Here is a 17,322-nt window from a genome sequence, read left to right on the forward strand (position 1 = left end):
CCTCCTTTATAATTGTAGTGACGAACTAGTGCTGCTCCGGAGGGAGCGGAAGCCCTAAATGATGATAAGCGGCCGGGGTTACAATTCTTCCACGCGGACTCCGCTGCAAGAAACCTATCTGCAGCAGGTACGGCTCATATACGTCCTCAATCGTCTGACTTTCCTCACCAATCGTAGCTGCAATCGTATCCAGTCCTACAGGACCGCCGCGAAAGCTTGAAATCATAGCACTTAACATCTTGTGGTCAATACTGTCCAGCCCACGTGGGTCCACCTGAAGCATCTTCAATGCTTCCCCAGAAATTTCAGGAGTTATAATTCCATCTCCGCGCACTTGAGCAAAATCACGGACCCGCTTCAATAAGCGGTTAGCAATCCGCGGCGTGCCCCGCGAACGAAGCGCGATCTCTTCTGCTGCATCGCCAACAATCTCAATGCCTAAAAGATCCGCATTTCGAGAAACAATGTAACTCAGCTCATCTATGTTATAGAATTCCAGGCGACTGACCACTCCGAAACGATCACGCAGTGGTGCAGACAGTAGTCCTGCCCGGGTTGTGGCACCTATCAGTGTGAACGGCGGCAAATCCAATCGTACCGAACGGGCACTTGGCCCTTTGCCGATCATGATATCCAGCGCGAAATCCTCCATCGCAGGATACATAACCTCCTCAACCGTGCGGTGTAAACGGTGAATCTCATCGATGAAAAGCACGTCGCCTTCCTGCAGATTCGTCAGCAGAGCGGCAAGATCGCCTGGACGCTCTATCGCAGGGCCGGAAGTTGTTCGCAGGTTCACACCCAGCTCATTGGCGATAATATTAGCGAGCGTTGTTTTGCCCAGACCCGGAGGTCCGTACAGCAGTACATGATCCAGCGCTTCGCTTCTCATTTTGGCCGCTTCTATATATACCTTCAGGTTTTCTTTCACCTGAGTCTGGCCGATATATTCTCCCAGATAACGAGGACGCAAGCTTAGTTCTACCGCCTGCTCATCCATCATCAAATTCGCGGATATAATCCGGTCATCCATTTCCTATCGCTCCCTTTCTTTAGGATGTGTACGGCTTTACTTAGCTATATATAGCAGCCCTAGTGCTTTCTTCATCAGCACATCTACAGTGCCTGTCTCTGCTCCCTCTTTCTTCAACGCGAGCCACACGCGGTCCAATTCGCTTTCGGTATAACCCAGCCCCTTAAGCGCATCCCGCGCCTCTTGCCAGGCCAATCCATCCGTTGCTTCTTCCGTTGGCACTGCAAACAATCCCGTTTGCATTGAAGCCATACTGAGTCCGTCCAGCTTGTCCTTCAAATCAAGGATCATACGCTGTGCCGTCTTTTTGCCAATGCCCGGTAATTTCGTTAAGAACGTTATATTCTCTTGATAAATCGCTGAAATCAACTGATCCGGTGTTCCACCTGTCAGGATTCCAAGCGCAACCCTAGGACCGATGCCAGATACCTCTATCAGCTTGCGGAACAATTTTTGTTCCTCACGAGTCGGGAACCCAAATAATAGCGTAGCGTCCTCACGTGTTTGGTAATGAATATAGATCGTTACAGGTCCTTCTACTTTAGCAAAAGCATAAGGATTCGGGCAGAATACCCGGTATCCTACTCCCTGCACATCCAGCACCACATATTCCGACTCCAAATGAACGACGGGTCCTCTTAAGAAATCTATCATTTTCGCAATACCTCATTTAATTTAGAATTAAGACTGCTCGAATGGGCATGGCATACCGCTACCGCCAGCGCATCCGCCACATCATCGGGTTTCGGAATCGCCGATAGCTTCAGCAGCAGCTTCACCATTTCCTGGACCTGCCGTTTCTCAGCCTTACCATAACCCACAACAGCCTGCTTTACCATCATAGGTGTATATTCCGAGACGGGGAGACCCCGCTGTACTGCAGCTAATATAGTCACACCGCGGGCCTGCGCCACTGGCAATGCTGTAGTAACGTTGCGAGCGAAAAACAGCTTTTCTATCGCCACAGCATCGGGTTTATATTTATCAATGAGCTGACCCATGCCTTCATAGACATGCAGCAGTCGTTCTTCTTCAGGCGTATGAGCCTCAGTCTGAATACAACCATATTGGACGGGGGTCAGTTTATGTCCTTCCTTATCCACAAAGCCAAAGCCGACGATCGCCAGCCCCGGATCAATTCCCAAAATACGCAAACACGATCTCTCCTCTATAACAGGCAGATTATTCCACCGTTTTCATCCATTCCTCCGCCATGAAGCGAACATATGTATTCCTTCTAACCATTATAGCAAAAATCCCCCTTGCGGGAGAAAAAAAGTTTACTGTTTGCAGCGAAATGGCAACTTTAGGCCTACAGTTAAGACTCTTCCCCGTTTCATTTCACACAAAAAAGCTGCCCTCAGCCATTAATAATGACTTTAGGACAGCTTTATCAAAGCTATTGCTTGTTCTGCATGACATGCTCAGCAGCTTCGCGGGCATAATCACTGAAGGTAGACAGCACACTGTTGTACTCTTCAATATCCTGAACACGAATCCCCTCATGAAGCTCTTTCCAAATATTTTCCGGCAATGAGGATTTCAGGGAACCCATATCCATTTGAAAAAAAGTCTTCAGTACCTTCTCCTGAACTGGCGGACCTTTAAACAAGGTCAAATTCCCAAACGCATCTACACCAATGTAAGCTTTATTTTTTATCATTGTCGATAAATCATTCACTTTTTGTTCCAGCCACAAATCCCCTTCTGAACTAATCCAACCGCTCCATTCAGGGTGTTCATTGATTATAGTCTTCAGCTGAAGCGGGTTCTTTACGCCCGGCAACGTCTGAATCTCTTCTCCGGACACATAGGTTGTTTTTAAATGAACGGTTCTGCTGAGCCCACTTTGGGTGATGGTTTGCAGCAGTTGTTCATTATTTAAAGTGCCCTTCTCTTTTGCCTCATCACTGTCCTCGCCTACTTTAAAGACAGCTGCGGCCAGCTCACTATCGGCACTATCCGCCCAGCTAGAATTCGTCAGCAGACCACTGATTTCCTCAGGTACCTGCATACTGCGCCAAGCCAGTACAGCAAAAGCTATACAAGCAGCTCCTACCCAAAGCGCCTTTTTCCAACGTCTCCATCGCCGCCAAAGTTGTTTTTTTAAGCGAAACGCGTTCACGTTAATCCCTTCATTCTGGTTTTTCCCTATTGTGACCTAAGAAGGGAGCATTTATGCGCTTTTCTGTGAATAATCGACATTTCTCCAAAAATACAAGGTTGACCTTGCAGTATAGTTCAAGATTTATGGTATAACCAATAGACTATTTAGTTCTTAGTGTGCTATGCCATTGGATTGGGCGTTTGGGATGGTGGCGATGTAGGCGTTCTGCGTTTGCGGGATGGGGAATGCGTTCTGGTGCTGGGAGTATGTGTTCTGCGTTTGCGCGTTGTGCGGAGTGGATCTAAAACTAATTAGGGAAAAACTCCCTGAAAGTAGGAGAAATTTGCTCTAAATGAACGAAACCAGGGAATTCCTCCCTAATAAATAGGCTGTTTTCCTTATTTCCGGGGAATCAGACATAAAATTAGGGAGTTTTTCCTCAATTATATGCCTGACGACCAGAATCCTAAGAATTTCAGGGAGAAATTCCCTAATCGCTCTATAAGAGTTTTACTTTTCGCTTCAATTGAAGGATAAGCTCATTCTTCACTTTTTGTTTCACCTAGGCCGCACTCGGTGTTCACTCAGTACTCTCTCGGTACGTCACTTGAAGCATCATTTGTCATCAAATGCAGCTTCAGCTTCAAGTGTTAATTCCCTTTACCTTTGTTCAGCCCCTTCTTCGTATTAAAGTCACATTTAAGCGTTAGGAACCACCGGCAGCTTCACATGGCTCGGATACTCACGATTATGGTAAACAGTCTGCAGCACAGTAATCGCTTCTGAATCTTCATACGGATTACTGCCTGTATTTGTATTAGGGAAAGCAACGAATTTACTGGACGAAGTAATCGAGAACCGAATTCGGTGTCCCACAGCAAATCTATGGGCAATATTCGGCATGAAAATATCATATTTCTCCACCTGCCCGGGAATCAGCAGCTCAGGCGCTTCCAATCCATGACGGTATTTAGCTCTGACAATATAATTGGATAACCGGATAGAGTCCCCTTGTTCATTCACGTCACTAAGCGTAACAACCCAATCCGTATCTTTGCCAGTGCTGGCAGCATAGATAACCGCAGACAATTCTCCGGCCACAGTCAGCTCATCCGTCAGAATATCACTAGTGTAGACAAGGATATCATTGCGCAGCTCGTATTTTCGCAAATTCTCAGGCTCTCGTTCACCGCGATCATTCATAGGATCATGAGGATTATAGATATAAGTATCTTCAGGAGAATGTTCCTCAGGCGCTGCAAGCAGTTGCCCATCCCCTTGTCCTGAATTCGCTCGCCCGCCGCTGGAAAGGTAGAAGGAAGAAGTGGTGGCTTCAGCAGGTGTCCAATCCGCGGACGTTCTCCACTGATTTTCACCAACAACATAATAAGAGGCTCTAGGCTCCTGCTCTATTCCATTTGGAATGCCTTTGAGGAAGCGGTCGAACCAGCGCAGCACAGAAACATCGTAATCATAGACTACGGCATCATTGCCGAAGCTCACGCCTTCGTAGTCTCTAGCTCTGTTCGGCCCGTGCTCCCAAGCGCCCAGACGGATTTTTCGATTTGGCACATCATGTTCTGTTAGCATTCTCCATGTTTCCGATACGCCGGCGCTGTCGCCGTCATACCAGCCTGAGATAACATACATAGGCACCTGCACCTGATCACCGCGCTCGGTAAAAGTACAGTTTTTCCAGAAATCATCATACTCCGGATGCTGGCTCCACAGATCCCATGGACCTGATGTTTTGCCAATCATTTGCTGAGGGATCTCTTTAATCGGTCTTGCATCAACGGCTGCTTCCGGATTCACCGTAATGCCTCCAAAGATATCAAAATCCGTCCGAGTACCCACAGATTGAGCAAGAGTCCAAGAGAGCAATGGCCAAGAACAAAGGGTTCCCCCTTTGCGAACGGTATCAACAAATGGAGAGCCCACGTTCACTTCATCCACAACCGCCTTCAGATTCGGGTGCCCACTGGTGGCCGCCGCCACAACAACAAAACCTAGATAGGATGCGCCCCACATGCCGACGTTGCCATCCGACCATTCCTGAGCAATAATCCAATCAATCGTATCATAACCGTCATCCCGTTCATTATAAAAAGGAATCAGTTCGCCTTCCGAATCTGCCCGACCTCTAACATCCTGCGATACTACTGCATAACCTTTATTGGCCCATCTCATAAAAATCTCTTTTTTTCCGTTGCGGTCATAACATGTTCTTACGAGAATTGTCGGCAGCTTAGTTCCCGGCTTAATGCCCTCTGGTAAAAAAACATCTGTCGCCAACTTCACCCCATCGCGCATCGGAATCAGATCAGTACCCAAATCGTTCACACCATATTCTGCCTTGGATAGAAGAGGATCGTCGTAGACCACTAACGGAGTCAGCTTCTCATAACCTGCTTTAACCATAAGCTCAATACCATACCGATTCGGCGTTAAAAAAGCGATAATTTCCCCGTCCAAAGTCACAATGTCCAGAGCCGTCTCTTTGCGCAGCGCCCATACTTGTGAGGTCAGTTCGCGGCCTTCAATCTGCGCCTGATACTGGATATGCTTTTGATAGATATCGCCATTACTCAGCACTACCTCGTCTTCTGCCCATTCTGCATTAGCATAAGCATCCAAATGTTTATGGATTTTTTGAAGCGGGAGTACGGTCTTGAACTGTCCATCCAGCACATTGTCCTGCATTTGCGTTCTTCTGCGCGGATCGACCTTAGCTAGCATGATCTGTTGCTCTGTAAAATGAATTTTGCCTGTATAAACACCAGAAAAGTAGACGTTAAATGTAGATGTGTGTAAGTAGGTTGTCATCTGTTTATCCCCTATCCGCAAATTTCTTCAAATACGCGCAGCCAGTTGCCGCCCATGATCTTAGCAATATCTGCATCCGCATAACCGCGGGCAACCAAACCTCTAGTAAAGTTAATAAAATAACTATATTTCTTAAGTCCAGCAACGGTTTCTGTAGAAGGTCCGTCTCCTTTGGCGAATCCAAGCTTGGGTGCGATATGTTCTTTAAAATAAACCAATGACCAGAGCACATCGCTCATCGGCCAATCCGTTCCAATTCCGACATGATCCACGCCTACAAGCCGGATTACATATTCGATATGATCCAGCACATGGTCAATAGTTGTATGTTTAGGATCTTCATGAACAAACCAAGGCATAGCAAAAATACCAATAACTCCACCCGTCTTGGCTATCGCGATAATCTCCTCATCACTTTTACAGCGCATATGCGGATAGATCGCCTCTACACCCGTATGTGAAGCAATCACCGGAGTTGTGGAATAAGCGCAGGCATCTAACGTAGTCTGTTTCCCGCAATGCCCCGTATCTACAATGATCCCCAGCTTGTTCAAGCGTGCAATGAATCTTTTCCCAAAATTAGTGACCCCGGCGTTCGATTGTTCTGCGCAGCCCGCCCCAATCTGGTTCTGATTGTTGTAGGTCAATTGTATAATTCTTAATCCGAAGTTATAAAGTACATCTAATTGATCGAGATTCGTGCCCAGACCATCCGTTTCTTGTGCTGTGATAATGCCCGCTTTATAACCATTACGCTTGGCAGCACGTATGTCTTCGGCAGTTAAGGCTTTGATTAACCAATCTGCAGAATCGAATTGCAGTTGCACCTCTGCCATGCTTGTAATGATGCTGTCTAAGGATTCCAAATGAAGTTCGCGGTTCCCTGCTGTAATTCCGGACTTGTACCACTCTTCCTTATACTCAGGGATCTCTCCGCTCGCAGATAGCTTTGTGATGATTTTTGCAGGCATACTGCTGTATACCATTGGCTCATCTTTATAAGGCTCACATAATTCTTTGATTCTGTCAGAGATAGAGTCTGGAATCGCGCTTGGAGATAAGGGACCTTGAAACAGCAAATCGATAATAATGTTCTGCTCATGCAAGCGTTTAGCCCGCTCCTCCTCTTGCTCCGTCAACTTGAAATCATACAGACCTTCATAAGTGCTCATCGTGTAGTCGCTCCTTAGAATGCAATTTCAGTGCCTTTATGTAATCTAACAGCTTCATTATATATAAAATTAGCTGCTGCTAAATCCTCAATGGCCAGCCCTAATCCTTTAAAAAGAGTAATGTCAGCTGCGGACCTTCTGCCCTCGATAGTGCCACTGATCAGCTCACCAATCTCCCCGACAATATGATCTGCTGTAATTTTGCCTTCGTTCAGCGGGATTAAATAATCCCCAGATTCATTCTGAGCGGATTCCAGCCGATCTACATATAACTTAGCTAATTGGACGGTCTCCGAATCCAGCTCACGGTCATTTGGTCTGCATGCGCCGACAGCATTGATATGTACACCCGGTTTCAGCCATTCTCCCTTGAGCACAGGTTCGGTGGATGCTGTCACGGTACAAATGATATCCGCTGCGCTGACTGCCGCTTGAACTGTCTCGGCAACAATGATCTGCACATCATATTTTTGGCTCATCTCCATTTGAAAATCCTGTGCCTTTGCGAGTGTCCTGCTCCATACTTTTACCTCACGGATGGGTCGAACCCGCAACATCGCTTCCAGATGACTTTTTGCTTGTTCCCCAGTTCCAAGAAGAGCAAGGATTTCGGCATCCTCTCTGGCCAGATATCGGGTTGCTGCTGCACTGACTGCCGCCGTACGAATGGCTGTAATCTTTTGTCCATCCACTATAGCCTTCAGAACACCCGTAGATGAATCGAATAGGGTAACAAGACCTTGATGAGAAGGCAGGCCTGAACCATGATTGCTGGGAAATACACTGATGATTTTGGCACCAGCTACCTCTTCATGCTGCAAATAACCCGGCATTAAGCCGAGCAGATTGCTCTTTTTTAAAGGAAGCACTTGTCTTAAGCTTTGTACCGCTTGTCCAGCGGAAAGAGCCTTCAAAACAGATTCCATAACGGAGATGCAAGATTCCATAGCTAACAGTTCGGCCACTTCATTTTGATTAATGACTAGCATAAGACGGACCTCCTTCTCCTCATCATGATTGCACGAACGCGAATATAAAATTTTCTTACTATCATAACTTATCCGGTTTAAATATTCATGTATAAAGCTGGAAGGCAAAATTTGTCCTGACCCGAGTTATTCTCTATACTTAATATAGTACGTATTATATTTTAAGGAGCTGACTATTGATTATGGCTAATAAAATAACTTTAGGAAAAACCAATCTGCAGGTTCTCCCGCTGGGTCTGGGTGCCAATGCTGTTGGCGGGCATAATTTATTTCCGGGTTTAAATGATGAAACCGGCAGAAATATTGTGCGCAGCGCTCTGGATCATGGGATTAATTTTATTGATTCCGCCTTTATTTATGGACCAGGAAGATCCGAGGAACTGATTGGCGAAGTGCTGAAGGAAAGAGGCGGCCGCGACAATGTGGTCATTGCTACTAAAGGCGCTCACGTGATTACCGGTGACAAGATTACACTCGACAACTCTCCAGCTTTTCTAAGACAGTCTGTAGAAGACAGCTTGAAACGCCTCCAGACCGATTATATTGATCTTTACTATATTCATTTCCCTGATGAAAGCACACCTAAGGACGAAGCTGTAGGTGAACTTAAGAAGCTGAAGGATGAAGGAAAGATTAGAGCCATCGGGGTGTCTAACTTCTCCATTGAACAGCTGAAACAAGCCAACAAAGACGGTCATGTGGATGTTCTTCAATCCCACTACAATCTGCTGCATCGTGATGCGGAACAAGATTTGCTGCCTTATACGCAGGAGCATGGCATTTCTTTCGTGCCCTATTTCCCACTTGCGTCGGGCCTGCTGGGCGGCAAATATAAGCAAGGCGATACATTCAGCGACATTAGAAAAAATGACCCGCTATTTCAAGGGGAGACCTTTGCCAAGAATCTGGAGAAGGTGGACAAAGTTCGTCAGATTGCCAATGCTAAAGGTGTCGAAGTCGCACATGTCGTACTTGCCTGGTATTTGACCGTACCTTCCATAGATGCGCTTATTCCGGGCGCCAAACGTCCTGAGCAGATCGTTTCCAACTTAGAGACGCTGAAGGTGCAGCTGACACCAGAAGAGATCAAAACTATAGATTCCATATTTAAGGCGTAATCTAGCCTCATTAGATTAAGGGGTTGTCCCATGGCCACGAAATGGCTGCTGGGGCAGCCCCTTTTCTGCTTGGGTTCATCGGATGATTCGGGTTAGATAGTTCGATTGCCACGATTCGTAAGATTCGTCATTCGGTCGACCTATCACAGCTCCCCGCACAATGCCCCTATCGGACACAGTTGACCCTTAACGCAGCATTATTGCACATTTTGAATTCCAACGGACCTCATAGCCGCTATTGGCACGAAATACACCTAATATGAACCTTTTTCTAAGCAATAACGTCTCTGGGGTCCGAAACCCTGCTGAAAAGGCGATAAATTTGCATATAACGTCATCTGGGTCCGTAAGCGGCAGCGGATGGCAGTCGATCGTAGTGGAGAGCAATCATTCTTCTCCAATATCCTAAATTCTTTGTATTAGTAAATATTGTTTGCTATACTTTCTCTGAAGTAACATTGGACTTTAATTTTTATAAAAAGGGGAATTCCTTGATGATTATTCAACCTAAAACTCGCGGATTTATATGTACAACAGCCCATCCAGAGGGATGCGCCAAACAAATACAACAACAAATTGAATATGTAAAAGCACAAAAGAAAATTGAGGGACCTGCTAATGTACTAGTCATTGGCGCTTCTACCGGATACGGACTAGCTTCCAGAATTTCAGCCGCTTTCGGTGCTGGCGCCAACACTATTGGTGTTTTCTTTGATAAAGCTGCTGAAGGTCAACGTACAGCTTCTGCTGGCTGGTACAACTCCGCAGCTTTTGAACAACAAGCAGCGCAGCTTGGACTTAAATCTCACAGCATAGTTGGCGATGCCTTCTCCGATGCTATCAAAGAGAAGACCATTGAATTGATTAAAGCTGAATATGGCACAGTTGATTTAGTTGTCTATAGTGTCGCTTCACCACGCCGCACTCATCCGGTAACAGGAGAAACCTTCTCCTCCGTCATTAAACCGGTGGGAACCGCTTATTCAAACAAAACCTTGAACTTCCACACAGGTGAAGTTTCCATGACCACTATTGAGCCTGCTTCAGAAGAGGAAGTACGTCAGACCATCGCAGTTATGGGCGGCGAAGATTGGAGAATGTGGATCGATCAGCTTCAAGCAGCTGGCGTGCTTGCCGATGGAGCTACAACCGTTGCTTACTCCTATATCGGGCCTGAAATCACTCACCCTATCTATCGCGACGGAACGATTGGTCAAGCCAAACATGATCTGGAACAAACAGCGGTCCAACTGAATGATCGCCTGTCCACTCAAGGTGGACGTGCTTTTGTTTCCGTGAACAAAGCTCTGGTAACCCAATCCAGCTCCGCGATTCCTGTAGTCCCTCTTTATATCTCTGCATTGTATGAAGTAATGAAGGAAAAAGGGCTGCACGAGAACTGTATTGAACAAATGTACCGTTTATTCTCTGAGCATCTTTACAGTGGGGGCGAAGCTACTGCTGACGGAGGCTGCTTGATCCGAATTGATGACTGGGAAATGCGTGAGGATGTTCAGACTGAGGTTATGAAACGTTGGGACGAGCTGACAACCGACAATGCAGGTGAGCTTGCTGATCTTGAAGGTTACCGCCAAGATTTCTTTAACCTGTTTGGTTTTAGAACAGAGGGTGTAGACTACGAAGCTGACATTGATCCTAATGTCGACATTCCAAATATGTATTAATAACTGATCTATAGACAAATGAGGTTGTCTCTGAAGTAGTGAATTCTACTGACGAGATAACCTCTTTCTCTTTTAGATAGACATTGGCTTACCTCCCCTCTTTATGATATGGTTTGATTGAATACTGCATGTTCTACTAACATTCGAAGGAGTGAGTCACTTTTGGTTAAAAAAATTAGTGTAGCAAACGGCGCACTTGAGGTGTCACAAATTTCGCTTGGCTGTATGCGGATTGCTGATTTATCTGCAAAAGAAGCAGATACACATGTACATAGTGCCCTCGAGCTCGGAATAGACTTTTTTGACCACGCCGACATCTACGCAGCTGGCAAAGCCGAGGAAGTATTCGCAGGTGTACTGGAGAACAATCCGGGTATGCGTGATAAAATGATGATCCAAACCAAATGCGGAATCCGCAACGGTTTTTTTGATTTCTCCAAGGAACATATCCTGCAATCCGTGGAAGGCAGCCTTAAGCGCTTGAAAACAGACTATATCGACGTCCTACTGCTTCACCGTCCTGATACGCTGTTCGAGCCAGAAGAAGTCGCTGAGGCTTTTGATATTCTGGAAAGCAAAGGTATGGTCAAACACTTTGGTGTCAGCAATCAGAACCCGTTGCAAATCGAGCTGCTTAAAAAAAGTGTAAAGCAACCGCTGCTGTTCAACCAGCTGCAATTGAGCATTATGGTCACTGGCATGATTGATACAGGTTTCAATGTGAATATGACTAACTCCGGTTCAGTTGTTCATGATGGCGGGATTTTGGAGTACAGTCGCCTGCATGACATGACCATTCAGCCTTGGTCGCCTTTCCAATATGGCTTCTTTGAAGGCGTATTCTTAGATAACGATAAGTTCCCTGAATTGAACGAGGTCATTAACCGCTTAGCAGCTGAAAAAGACGTAACCAATACAGCGATTGCCATCGCATGGATTCTCAGACATCCGGCAAATATGCAGCCTGTCGTTGGCACAACTAATACGCAGCGCTTGCGTGATATTGCCAAAGCTTCCGATATTACTCTCACTCGGCAAGAATGGTATGAAATCTACCGTGCTGCCGGCAATGTCCTTCCATAAACACCTAAAGCCACGAGGTACGTTATTAACGTACGCCGTGGCTTTTTTACAAGAGAGCGATTCAATCCTCACGTTCTAGTAAAACTAGATAGACAGCGTCAAGATATTCGTATACTCACAAAAAGAACACAAAAAATAATAACTACTACCGAAATACTTAAGATCATAGTGGTTCTTTTGTTATCCTTTTTCATAATCCATCCTTCCTTTCTATAGATGCACATCTCTCTTTTCAAAAGAAATTAAAGCAACGCTCAAGCAAACTCCTATGATTACAACAGGGATTAGGATCATACGAACACCCTCGTTTAGGGTATATATTTCATGTGAATTTACAGCAGAGAATTTAAAAATTTGCGTCGTTAGCGTATTTTCAGAAATCACTCTCAGATATACATACGAAGAGTCTTTCAGATAACCACTGAGCAGAAAATCGCCAAATACAAAAACAAACGTGGCAATAACAGCGGTAGCCGATTTTTTCATCAATACTCCTAACAACAGCACGACAGCGGAATAAGCTGCGAGATACAAAATATTGAATCCAATAGCCCCCATAGCAACGATAAACTTCCCCTCTAAGCTTTCATTTCCGATATGGGAACCCGTAACAAGCGCTGCCAGCATATACAATACATAAAAAAGACCAAAAAATTGAATTACCCACCATAATACCACTTTTAATTCGGTCAGATATTTTCCCAGTAAATATAATGACCTGCTCTGACCCGAAGCGATAATGGTTTGAACCGACCCATACTCAAATCCCTCGGTAGCAAAAAAACAAACGTAAATCGGGATGATAAAATACAGAAAAAAAGATAACTGAATGCTAGTAATTAAAGGCTCTAAAGGACCGTCTATATCAAATCCTACTTGTACCCCCATCCAAACCAGTAATAAGGCACTTCCAAACAGCAAAAGAAGACTTATCCCCTTGAACATGGGATCCTTGGTTACATAATAAGCTTCAGCCTTAAGAAAATTCCTCATTCGTTACCTCCAGCAATTAGATCCATATAATAGTGCTCAAGATTTGGAGCCGACAGGTTAATCCCTTCAATATGGATGCCCCGCTGTAGAAAAAAAGACATCAGCTCTTCCAGATTTGTACTCACTTTAGGAATTTGAATTTCTCCAGCTTCGCTGATCGTAATGGTTTCTAGTTGGAGTTCACTTTTCAAAATCTGAAGCGTCGCTGCGGGATCAGCCGTTCGAATACAGATCTTAGTTTCCGCCGTATGCAAGAGTTCCTCCGCAGAAGCTTCTTTGATTAACCTTCCTTTATGAATAAAACCGTATTGGGTCGCTAGTAGCTGCAACTCACTTAAAATATGACTGGAGATTAGTATAGTCACTCCTTGTTCTTTAGATAGCTTCTCCAGGATCTTTCGCACTTCTACAATGCCTGACGGATCAAGACCATTAATAGGCTCGTCCAATACCAGAAATTTGGGATCGTTAAGTAGAGCAATAGCCAGACCTAAACGTTGTTTCATCCCAAGGGAGTATTCTGAGGTTAGCTTAGAACCGGCATCTGCCAGAGAAACTGCCTGCAATACTTCCGCAATTCTGCTCTTATCCTTAATCCCAAACGCACGGCAATAAAACGTAAGATTTTGCTTTGCATTTAGATTAGGATAAAGCGCTGGCCTTTCAATTAGAAATCCAACCTTTCGCCTCGCCTCGTGAACAGCTTTTGTGTCCTTTTTTTCAAAAAGAGAGATTTCGCCATGTGTCGGATGTACCAATCCGCCTATTATTTTCATTAATGTAGTTTTACCTGCCCCATTTTCGCCAACAAACCCATAAATATCTCCTGCCCCAATCGTCATATAGACATCCTGAAGTGCAAAAGACTCTCCGTATTGTTTGCTTAAACCTTTGGCCTCAAAGATCGTTTGAGTCAAATCAAACACTCCTCTTTTCACTTTTCCATATCCTAACATGTTGCCATGGACACTACATTCAAACTGTAACAATCAAGTTAGTTAATGTAATTATTAAGAAGGATTTGTATAATGTGACTTATATGGTCGACAAATTCACGGATATTTTGGACAATTCTTGTCGAAAGGAATGATAAAGTGATACGTATTGCTGTCTGTGATGATGACTTTCCCACTACTGAATTAATAGAGAGACTTATTCTGGAGACTCAAAGGAATTTCACAAGGAAAATAGAGGTGTCGATCTTTTATTCCGGAGAAAGCTTCACTAAGGCCATTCAAGAGGCCTGCGCGTTTGATATTATTTTTATGGACATTGAAATGGCGGATATGGATGGAATAAAAGCTGGGTATGTACTGCGGGGAAATGATGAAAATGATCTAGTGCAGCTTATCTATGTCTCTAGTCATGATGAATATCATCTGCAACTCTTCGATGTTCAGCCCTCGGGATTTATCAAGAAACCTATCGATTCAGAGATATTTAAGCAAAAACTGATTTCTACGATTGAAAAAGTAATTCGCAAGCTGCAGCAAGGCAAAAAAAACTTCTTATCACTACAGCAAAAAGGAAAAGAAATTCTAATCCCCTATCGAAATATCATCTATCTGGAAAGCAACCGGCGGAGAATTATTCTTTATTCCTGCAAGGATCAACTCGACTACTACAGTACACTAAACGAGGAAGAGCAGAAGCTTCCTGTGAGCGATTTTGTCCGAATCCATCAATCCTACATCGTTAACTTTTACTTTATTAAAGAAATCAGTAACCAGGGAGTAATTCTCCTTAATGGCGAAGCCTTACCCATTAGTGCAAAATACAGTGCCGATTTTAAGAAAAAATATCTGAAATTCAGGGGGAGTCTTGTTGGATAATATCTTTCTGGAGGAGTTATTCTATCTAGTAACGCTTCCACTTTTACCTATCATCATTCATTACTTCTACAGCCATTGTTTCGTTAGCCGACTTACCACCAAAGCCAATCTTGTTATCGTGTACTCTCTATATTTCCTCTGTATTGTCTTTCTGCACTATAGCTCACTGCCAGGCTCAATCCTACTCACACTCAATATTGGCCTGATTGCTCTCTTATCTTTTTTTTACAATGGAAATATCAAATGGCGGATCGTTGCCGCTCTTTTTCTGGTTGCGCTTATTACGCTTAGTGAGTTATCACTGCCCCTATTTTACTCGACAAAGGGATATATTCTGAACCAGTTTCTTTCCAAGCTGCTGATGTTTATATTAGCTTTTGTATCCGTGCGCGTAGCTAAAGCCTTTGGAAATGGCGGGTTATCTAAATGGTATTGGGTTCTATTATTTATTTGCCCTTCTATAAGCACACTAGGGATCTACAGCTTCGCATCCAGCCTTTATATGCAGTCCTTCCCTACCCTTGTTCCAATCCTATCCACAGGACTACTCATTATAAATTTATTGATATTTATCTTATGTGACCGTATGTTAGTTATCCAATCTGCGCAGAACCAAAGTTATTTACTTGAGCAACAAAATGCTTACTATGTAAATCAATATCTTTTGACAAAAGAAGTACAGGAAGAATCTTTTAAGTTCCAGCATGATATTAAAAATATTCTCATAGGTTTACGCGCAAAGGTACAATCCGGTGAAGCTGCCAATCTAAATGAGTTGGACAACTTACTGGGGCAAATAGACAATCCAATAGGCGTCAGCAATAGCGGGAATACGATTATTGATTCCATTATCAACTACAAGCAGCAGGTCGCTGAGAAGCATCAGATCCCCTTCAAGTTAGACTTGAACATCCCTGCACAGCTGACGCTCGACACCACAGTTATCAGTGTGATTTTAGGAAATGCACTGGACAATGCCATTGAAGCTTGTTGCGATAAAAGAAATGAAGAGTGCTATATAACCATACATATGCATTATCTTAATGAAAGCTTGTTCATCCGGATTCAGAATCCTTATGTGAATGAAATTCATACGAATCGTTTTGGCGACATCTGCTCCACAAAAACTAATAAATCCGGTCATGGTATAGGCTTGAAAAGTATCCAGAAGGTCGTAGAGGATAGTAATGGTTTAGTAGATATTTCATATAACAATAATCTATTTCAAGTCGAAATTGTTCTTTTTATGGTCCCCTGTAAAAAAAGGATTTAGAAGCTTATCATAAGCTTCATCATAAACCCAAGTGATTCCTTCATCTTTACTGGTAAGATATATAGTTCCTGCCACACCGGTATCTTGATCAATTAACGAGATAGGGAACAGTCCTTCCTTTCTATTAAAGATAGGAGAAAGGGGATTTTTTTTATATTTATCAAACTTTTCTGGAAGCGATACAGCAAGCCTTTCCCAAGTTTGCCCCTGATCTTTGGTCCAATAAATTACAGGACTCTCATCCATATAATATCTGTACCCTAAAAACCCGATATCCGAACTAGAAAATCCCACGCCGGTCAAATGTTCCGAATAAATATCATTTGGATTGCCTATCTCTTTCCACGTCTTACCTCCGTCAGAGGTTTGATATACGTAATTCAGCGCACTCCCAACTCCTTGTGAAGCACCACTGACCAGCCAACCATCATTTTTATTCGTGAAACCGATAAATTTTGTTTCATATCCCATTGCTCCAGGAATAGGATAGTCATTCCATGTCTGTCCCTTATCATTACTGATTAAAACATGCAGCGGCAATGATTTTCCATCTGCAAAACCATAAACAATAGCTGTTTTATCCTCGGATATAAAATAACCGGTGTTCTCTTGCCCCATTCCCAGAACCCCTCCGGTCGTATCCAATTTTAATGGCACATTTGCTTTAACAGCTCCATTCCGATATAAAACAGAAACGTTCCCCTCTGCATCTATGGAGTACGAGTTGCCAGCATCATTAACAACAACTTGCTCCCCCTCAAAGCCAATGGAATAAATCGTGCCGGGTTTGATGAATTCGCTGCCTTTTATATTAGTGCACGCCGCCAACACGCTGATTACCCCGATCAAGAGCAGGACGGTATAAAATAGAGTGATGCCGTTTCGTTTTTTCTTCGTATTAAGAATAGATATAAACCGCTCTTTCATGGAAATTCCCCTCCATATCTAATATTTCCATTTTGCGAATAGTTTTTGCTTAACCATAGAGATCAGATATTTCTAAATCTGCATCAGGTAGCTTCTTAATTTCATTATTGATGAATCAATCGACTGATCAGACAGTTGGTAACCGTTGCTATTATACAACTGTGTAAATGAAATGCAAGTGATCTGTCCTTCTGTTTCTCTATATCATCGAATGCGAAGCTAACGGTATATACTAGAACTTTGGAAATAGGGTAATTCAGAAGTAGTAGTAGAGGAAAATCTAA

General features: G+C 43.9%; 15 protein-coding genes. 5 read left to right on the forward strand and 10 right to left on the reverse strand.

Annotated elements, in window-relative coordinates; genetic code table 11:
• Nucleotides 1-25: 25 nt before the first annotated feature.
• The 7 genes from ruvB to MHH89_RS15865 form a co-directional block, all read right to left on the reverse strand.
• The gene (gene ruvB / locus MHH89_RS15835; protein WP_036677672.1) at nt 26-1,033 is read right to left on the reverse strand and encodes a Holliday junction branch migration DNA helicase RuvB; all 1,008 of its coding nucleotides are present in this window, start codon (nt 1,031-1,033) and stop codon (nt 26-28) included.
• Between the two features lie 36 nt (nt 1,034-1,069).
• Nucleotides 1,070-1,687 (reverse strand): Holliday junction branch migration protein RuvA, encoded by a 618-nt coding sequence (gene ruvA / locus MHH89_RS15840; protein ID WP_036677675.1) that lies wholly within the window; start codon nt 1,685-1,687, stop codon nt 1,070-1,072.
• The gene (ruvC, locus tag MHH89_RS15845) at nt 1,684-2,187 is read right to left on the reverse strand and encodes a crossover junction endodeoxyribonuclease RuvC (protein WP_036677679.1); all 504 of its coding nucleotides are present in this window, start codon (nt 2,185-2,187) and stop codon (nt 1,684-1,686) included. Before ruvC ends, ruvA begins: the two co-directional genes overlap by 4 nt.
• A 245-nt stretch (nt 2,188-2,432) precedes the next feature.
• Entirely contained in the window at nt 2,433-3,158 is a 726-nt protein-coding gene (locus MHH89_RS15850) for a BofC C-terminal domain-containing protein (protein WP_076310160.1), read from the reverse strand.
• A 681-nt stretch (nt 3,159-3,839) separates the two neighbouring features.
• Entirely contained in the window at nt 3,840-5,966 is a 2,127-nt protein-coding gene (locus MHH89_RS15855; protein ID WP_341087549.1) for a CocE/NonD family hydrolase, read from the reverse strand.
• 11 nt (nt 5,967-5,977) lie between these two features.
• Nucleotides 5,978-7,138 carry a dipeptidase gene (locus MHH89_RS15860; RefSeq protein WP_341087551.1) on the reverse strand — a complete coding sequence of 387 codons (1,161 nt, stop codon included), beginning with the start codon at nt 7,136-7,138 and terminating at the stop codon, nt 5,978-5,980.
• A 14-nt stretch (nt 7,139-7,152) separates the two neighbouring features.
• Entirely contained in the window at nt 7,153-8,127 is a 975-nt protein-coding gene (locus MHH89_RS15865; protein ID WP_341087553.1) for an ornithine cyclodeaminase family protein, read from the reverse strand.
• Nucleotides 8,128-8,309: 182 nt separating this feature from the next.
• On the opposite strand from MHH89_RS15865, the gene MHH89_RS15870 reads away from it, so the two are divergent.
• The 3 genes from MHH89_RS15870 (at nt 8,310) to MHH89_RS15880 (ending at nt 12,013) form a co-directional block, all read left to right on the forward strand.
• Nucleotides 8,310-9,245 (forward strand): aldo/keto reductase, encoded by a 936-nt coding sequence (locus tag MHH89_RS15870; protein ID WP_341087557.1) that lies wholly within the window; start codon nt 8,310-8,312, stop codon nt 9,243-9,245.
• Between the two features lie 494 nt (nt 9,246-9,739).
• Entirely contained in the window at nt 9,740-10,930 is a 1,191-nt protein-coding gene (gene fabV, locus MHH89_RS15875; protein ID WP_339169429.1) for an enoyl-ACP reductase FabV, read from the forward strand.
• Nucleotides 10,931-11,104: 174 nt separating this feature from the next.
• Nucleotides 11,105-12,013, forward strand: a complete 909-nt coding sequence (locus tag MHH89_RS15880; RefSeq protein WP_370510776.1) for an aldo/keto reductase — start codon at nt 11,105-11,107, stop codon at nt 12,011-12,013.
• A 210-nt stretch (nt 12,014-12,223) separates the two neighbouring features.
• On the opposite strand, the gene MHH89_RS15885 is transcribed toward MHH89_RS15880, so the two are convergent.
• Nucleotides 12,224-13,006 carry a hypothetical protein gene (locus MHH89_RS15885; protein ID WP_076130409.1) on the reverse strand — a complete coding sequence of 261 codons (783 nt, stop codon included), beginning with the start codon at nt 13,004-13,006 and terminating at the stop codon, nt 12,224-12,226.
• Nucleotides 13,003-13,923 (reverse strand): ABC transporter ATP-binding protein, encoded by a 921-nt coding sequence (locus MHH89_RS15890; protein WP_076310699.1) that lies wholly within the window; start codon nt 13,921-13,923, stop codon nt 13,003-13,005. Before MHH89_RS15890 ends, MHH89_RS15885 begins: the two co-directional genes overlap by 4 nt.
• Nucleotides 13,924-14,100: 177 nt before the next feature.
• On the opposite strand from MHH89_RS15890, the gene MHH89_RS15895 reads away from it, so the two are divergent.
• Both MHH89_RS15895 and MHH89_RS15900 read left to right on the forward strand, forming a co-directional pair.
• Nucleotides 14,101-14,838, forward strand: a complete 738-nt coding sequence (locus MHH89_RS15895) for a LytR/AlgR family response regulator transcription factor (protein WP_248549475.1) — start codon at nt 14,101-14,103, stop codon at nt 14,836-14,838.
• Nucleotides 14,831-16,111, forward strand: coding sequence for a sensor histidine kinase (locus tag MHH89_RS15900; protein ID WP_038573017.1), 1,281 nt, complete (start codon nt 14,831-14,833; stop codon nt 16,109-16,111). The genes MHH89_RS15895 and MHH89_RS15900 overlap by 8 nt, the downstream gene beginning before the upstream one ends.
• Here MHH89_RS15900 and MHH89_RS15905 read toward each other — a convergent pair.
• On the reverse strand, nt 16,058-17,038 hold the full coding sequence (locus MHH89_RS15905; RefSeq protein WP_341087560.1) for a WD40/YVTN/BNR-like repeat-containing protein: 981 nt from the start codon (nt 17,036-17,038) through the stop codon (nt 16,058-16,060). The genes MHH89_RS15900 and MHH89_RS15905 overlap by 54 nt on opposite strands.
• Nucleotides 17,039-17,322: the final 284 nt, after the last annotated feature.

The sequence above is a fragment of the Paenibacillus sp. FSL H7-0323 genome (genome assembly GCF_038002725.1).
In the GTDB taxonomy this organism is placed as follows: domain Bacteria; phylum Bacillota; class Bacilli; order Paenibacillales; family Paenibacillaceae; genus Paenibacillus_AQ; species Paenibacillus_AQ odorifer.

What these genes read in the sequence shown, in the direction of transcription:
- ruvB (WP_036677672.1), bottom strand. Translation starts at nt 1,033, where the DNA reads ATGGATGACCGGATTATATCCGCGAATTTGATGATGGATGAGCAGGCG.
- MHH89_RS15870 (WP_341087557.1), top strand. Translation starts at nt 8,310, where the DNA reads ATGGCTAATAAAATAACTTTAGGAAAAACCAATCTGCAGGTTCTCCCG.
- MHH89_RS15905 (WP_341087560.1), bottom strand. Translation starts at nt 17,038, where the DNA reads ATGAAAGAGCGGTTTATATCTATTCTTAATACGAAGAAAAAACGAAAC.
- MHH89_RS15855 (WP_341087549.1), bottom strand. Translation starts at nt 5,966, where the DNA reads ATGACAACCTACTTACACACATCTACATTTAACGTCTACTTTTCTGGT.
- fabV (WP_339169429.1), top strand. Translation starts at nt 9,740, where the DNA reads ATGATTATTCAACCTAAAACTCGCGGATTTATATGTACAACAGCCCAT.
- MHH89_RS15860 (WP_341087551.1), bottom strand. Translation starts at nt 7,138, where the DNA reads ATGAGCACTTATGAAGGTCTGTATGATTTCAAGTTGACGGAGCAAGAG.
- ruvA (WP_036677675.1), bottom strand. Translation starts at nt 1,687, where the DNA reads ATGATAGATTTCTTAAGAGGACCCGTCGTTCATTTGGAGTCGGAATAT.
- MHH89_RS15865 (WP_341087553.1), bottom strand. Translation starts at nt 8,127, where the DNA reads ATGCTAGTCATTAATCAAAATGAAGTGGCCGAACTGTTAGCTATGGAA.
- MHH89_RS15885 (WP_076130409.1), bottom strand. Translation starts at nt 13,006, where the DNA reads ATGAGGAATTTTCTTAAGGCTGAAGCTTATTATGTAACCAAGGATCCC.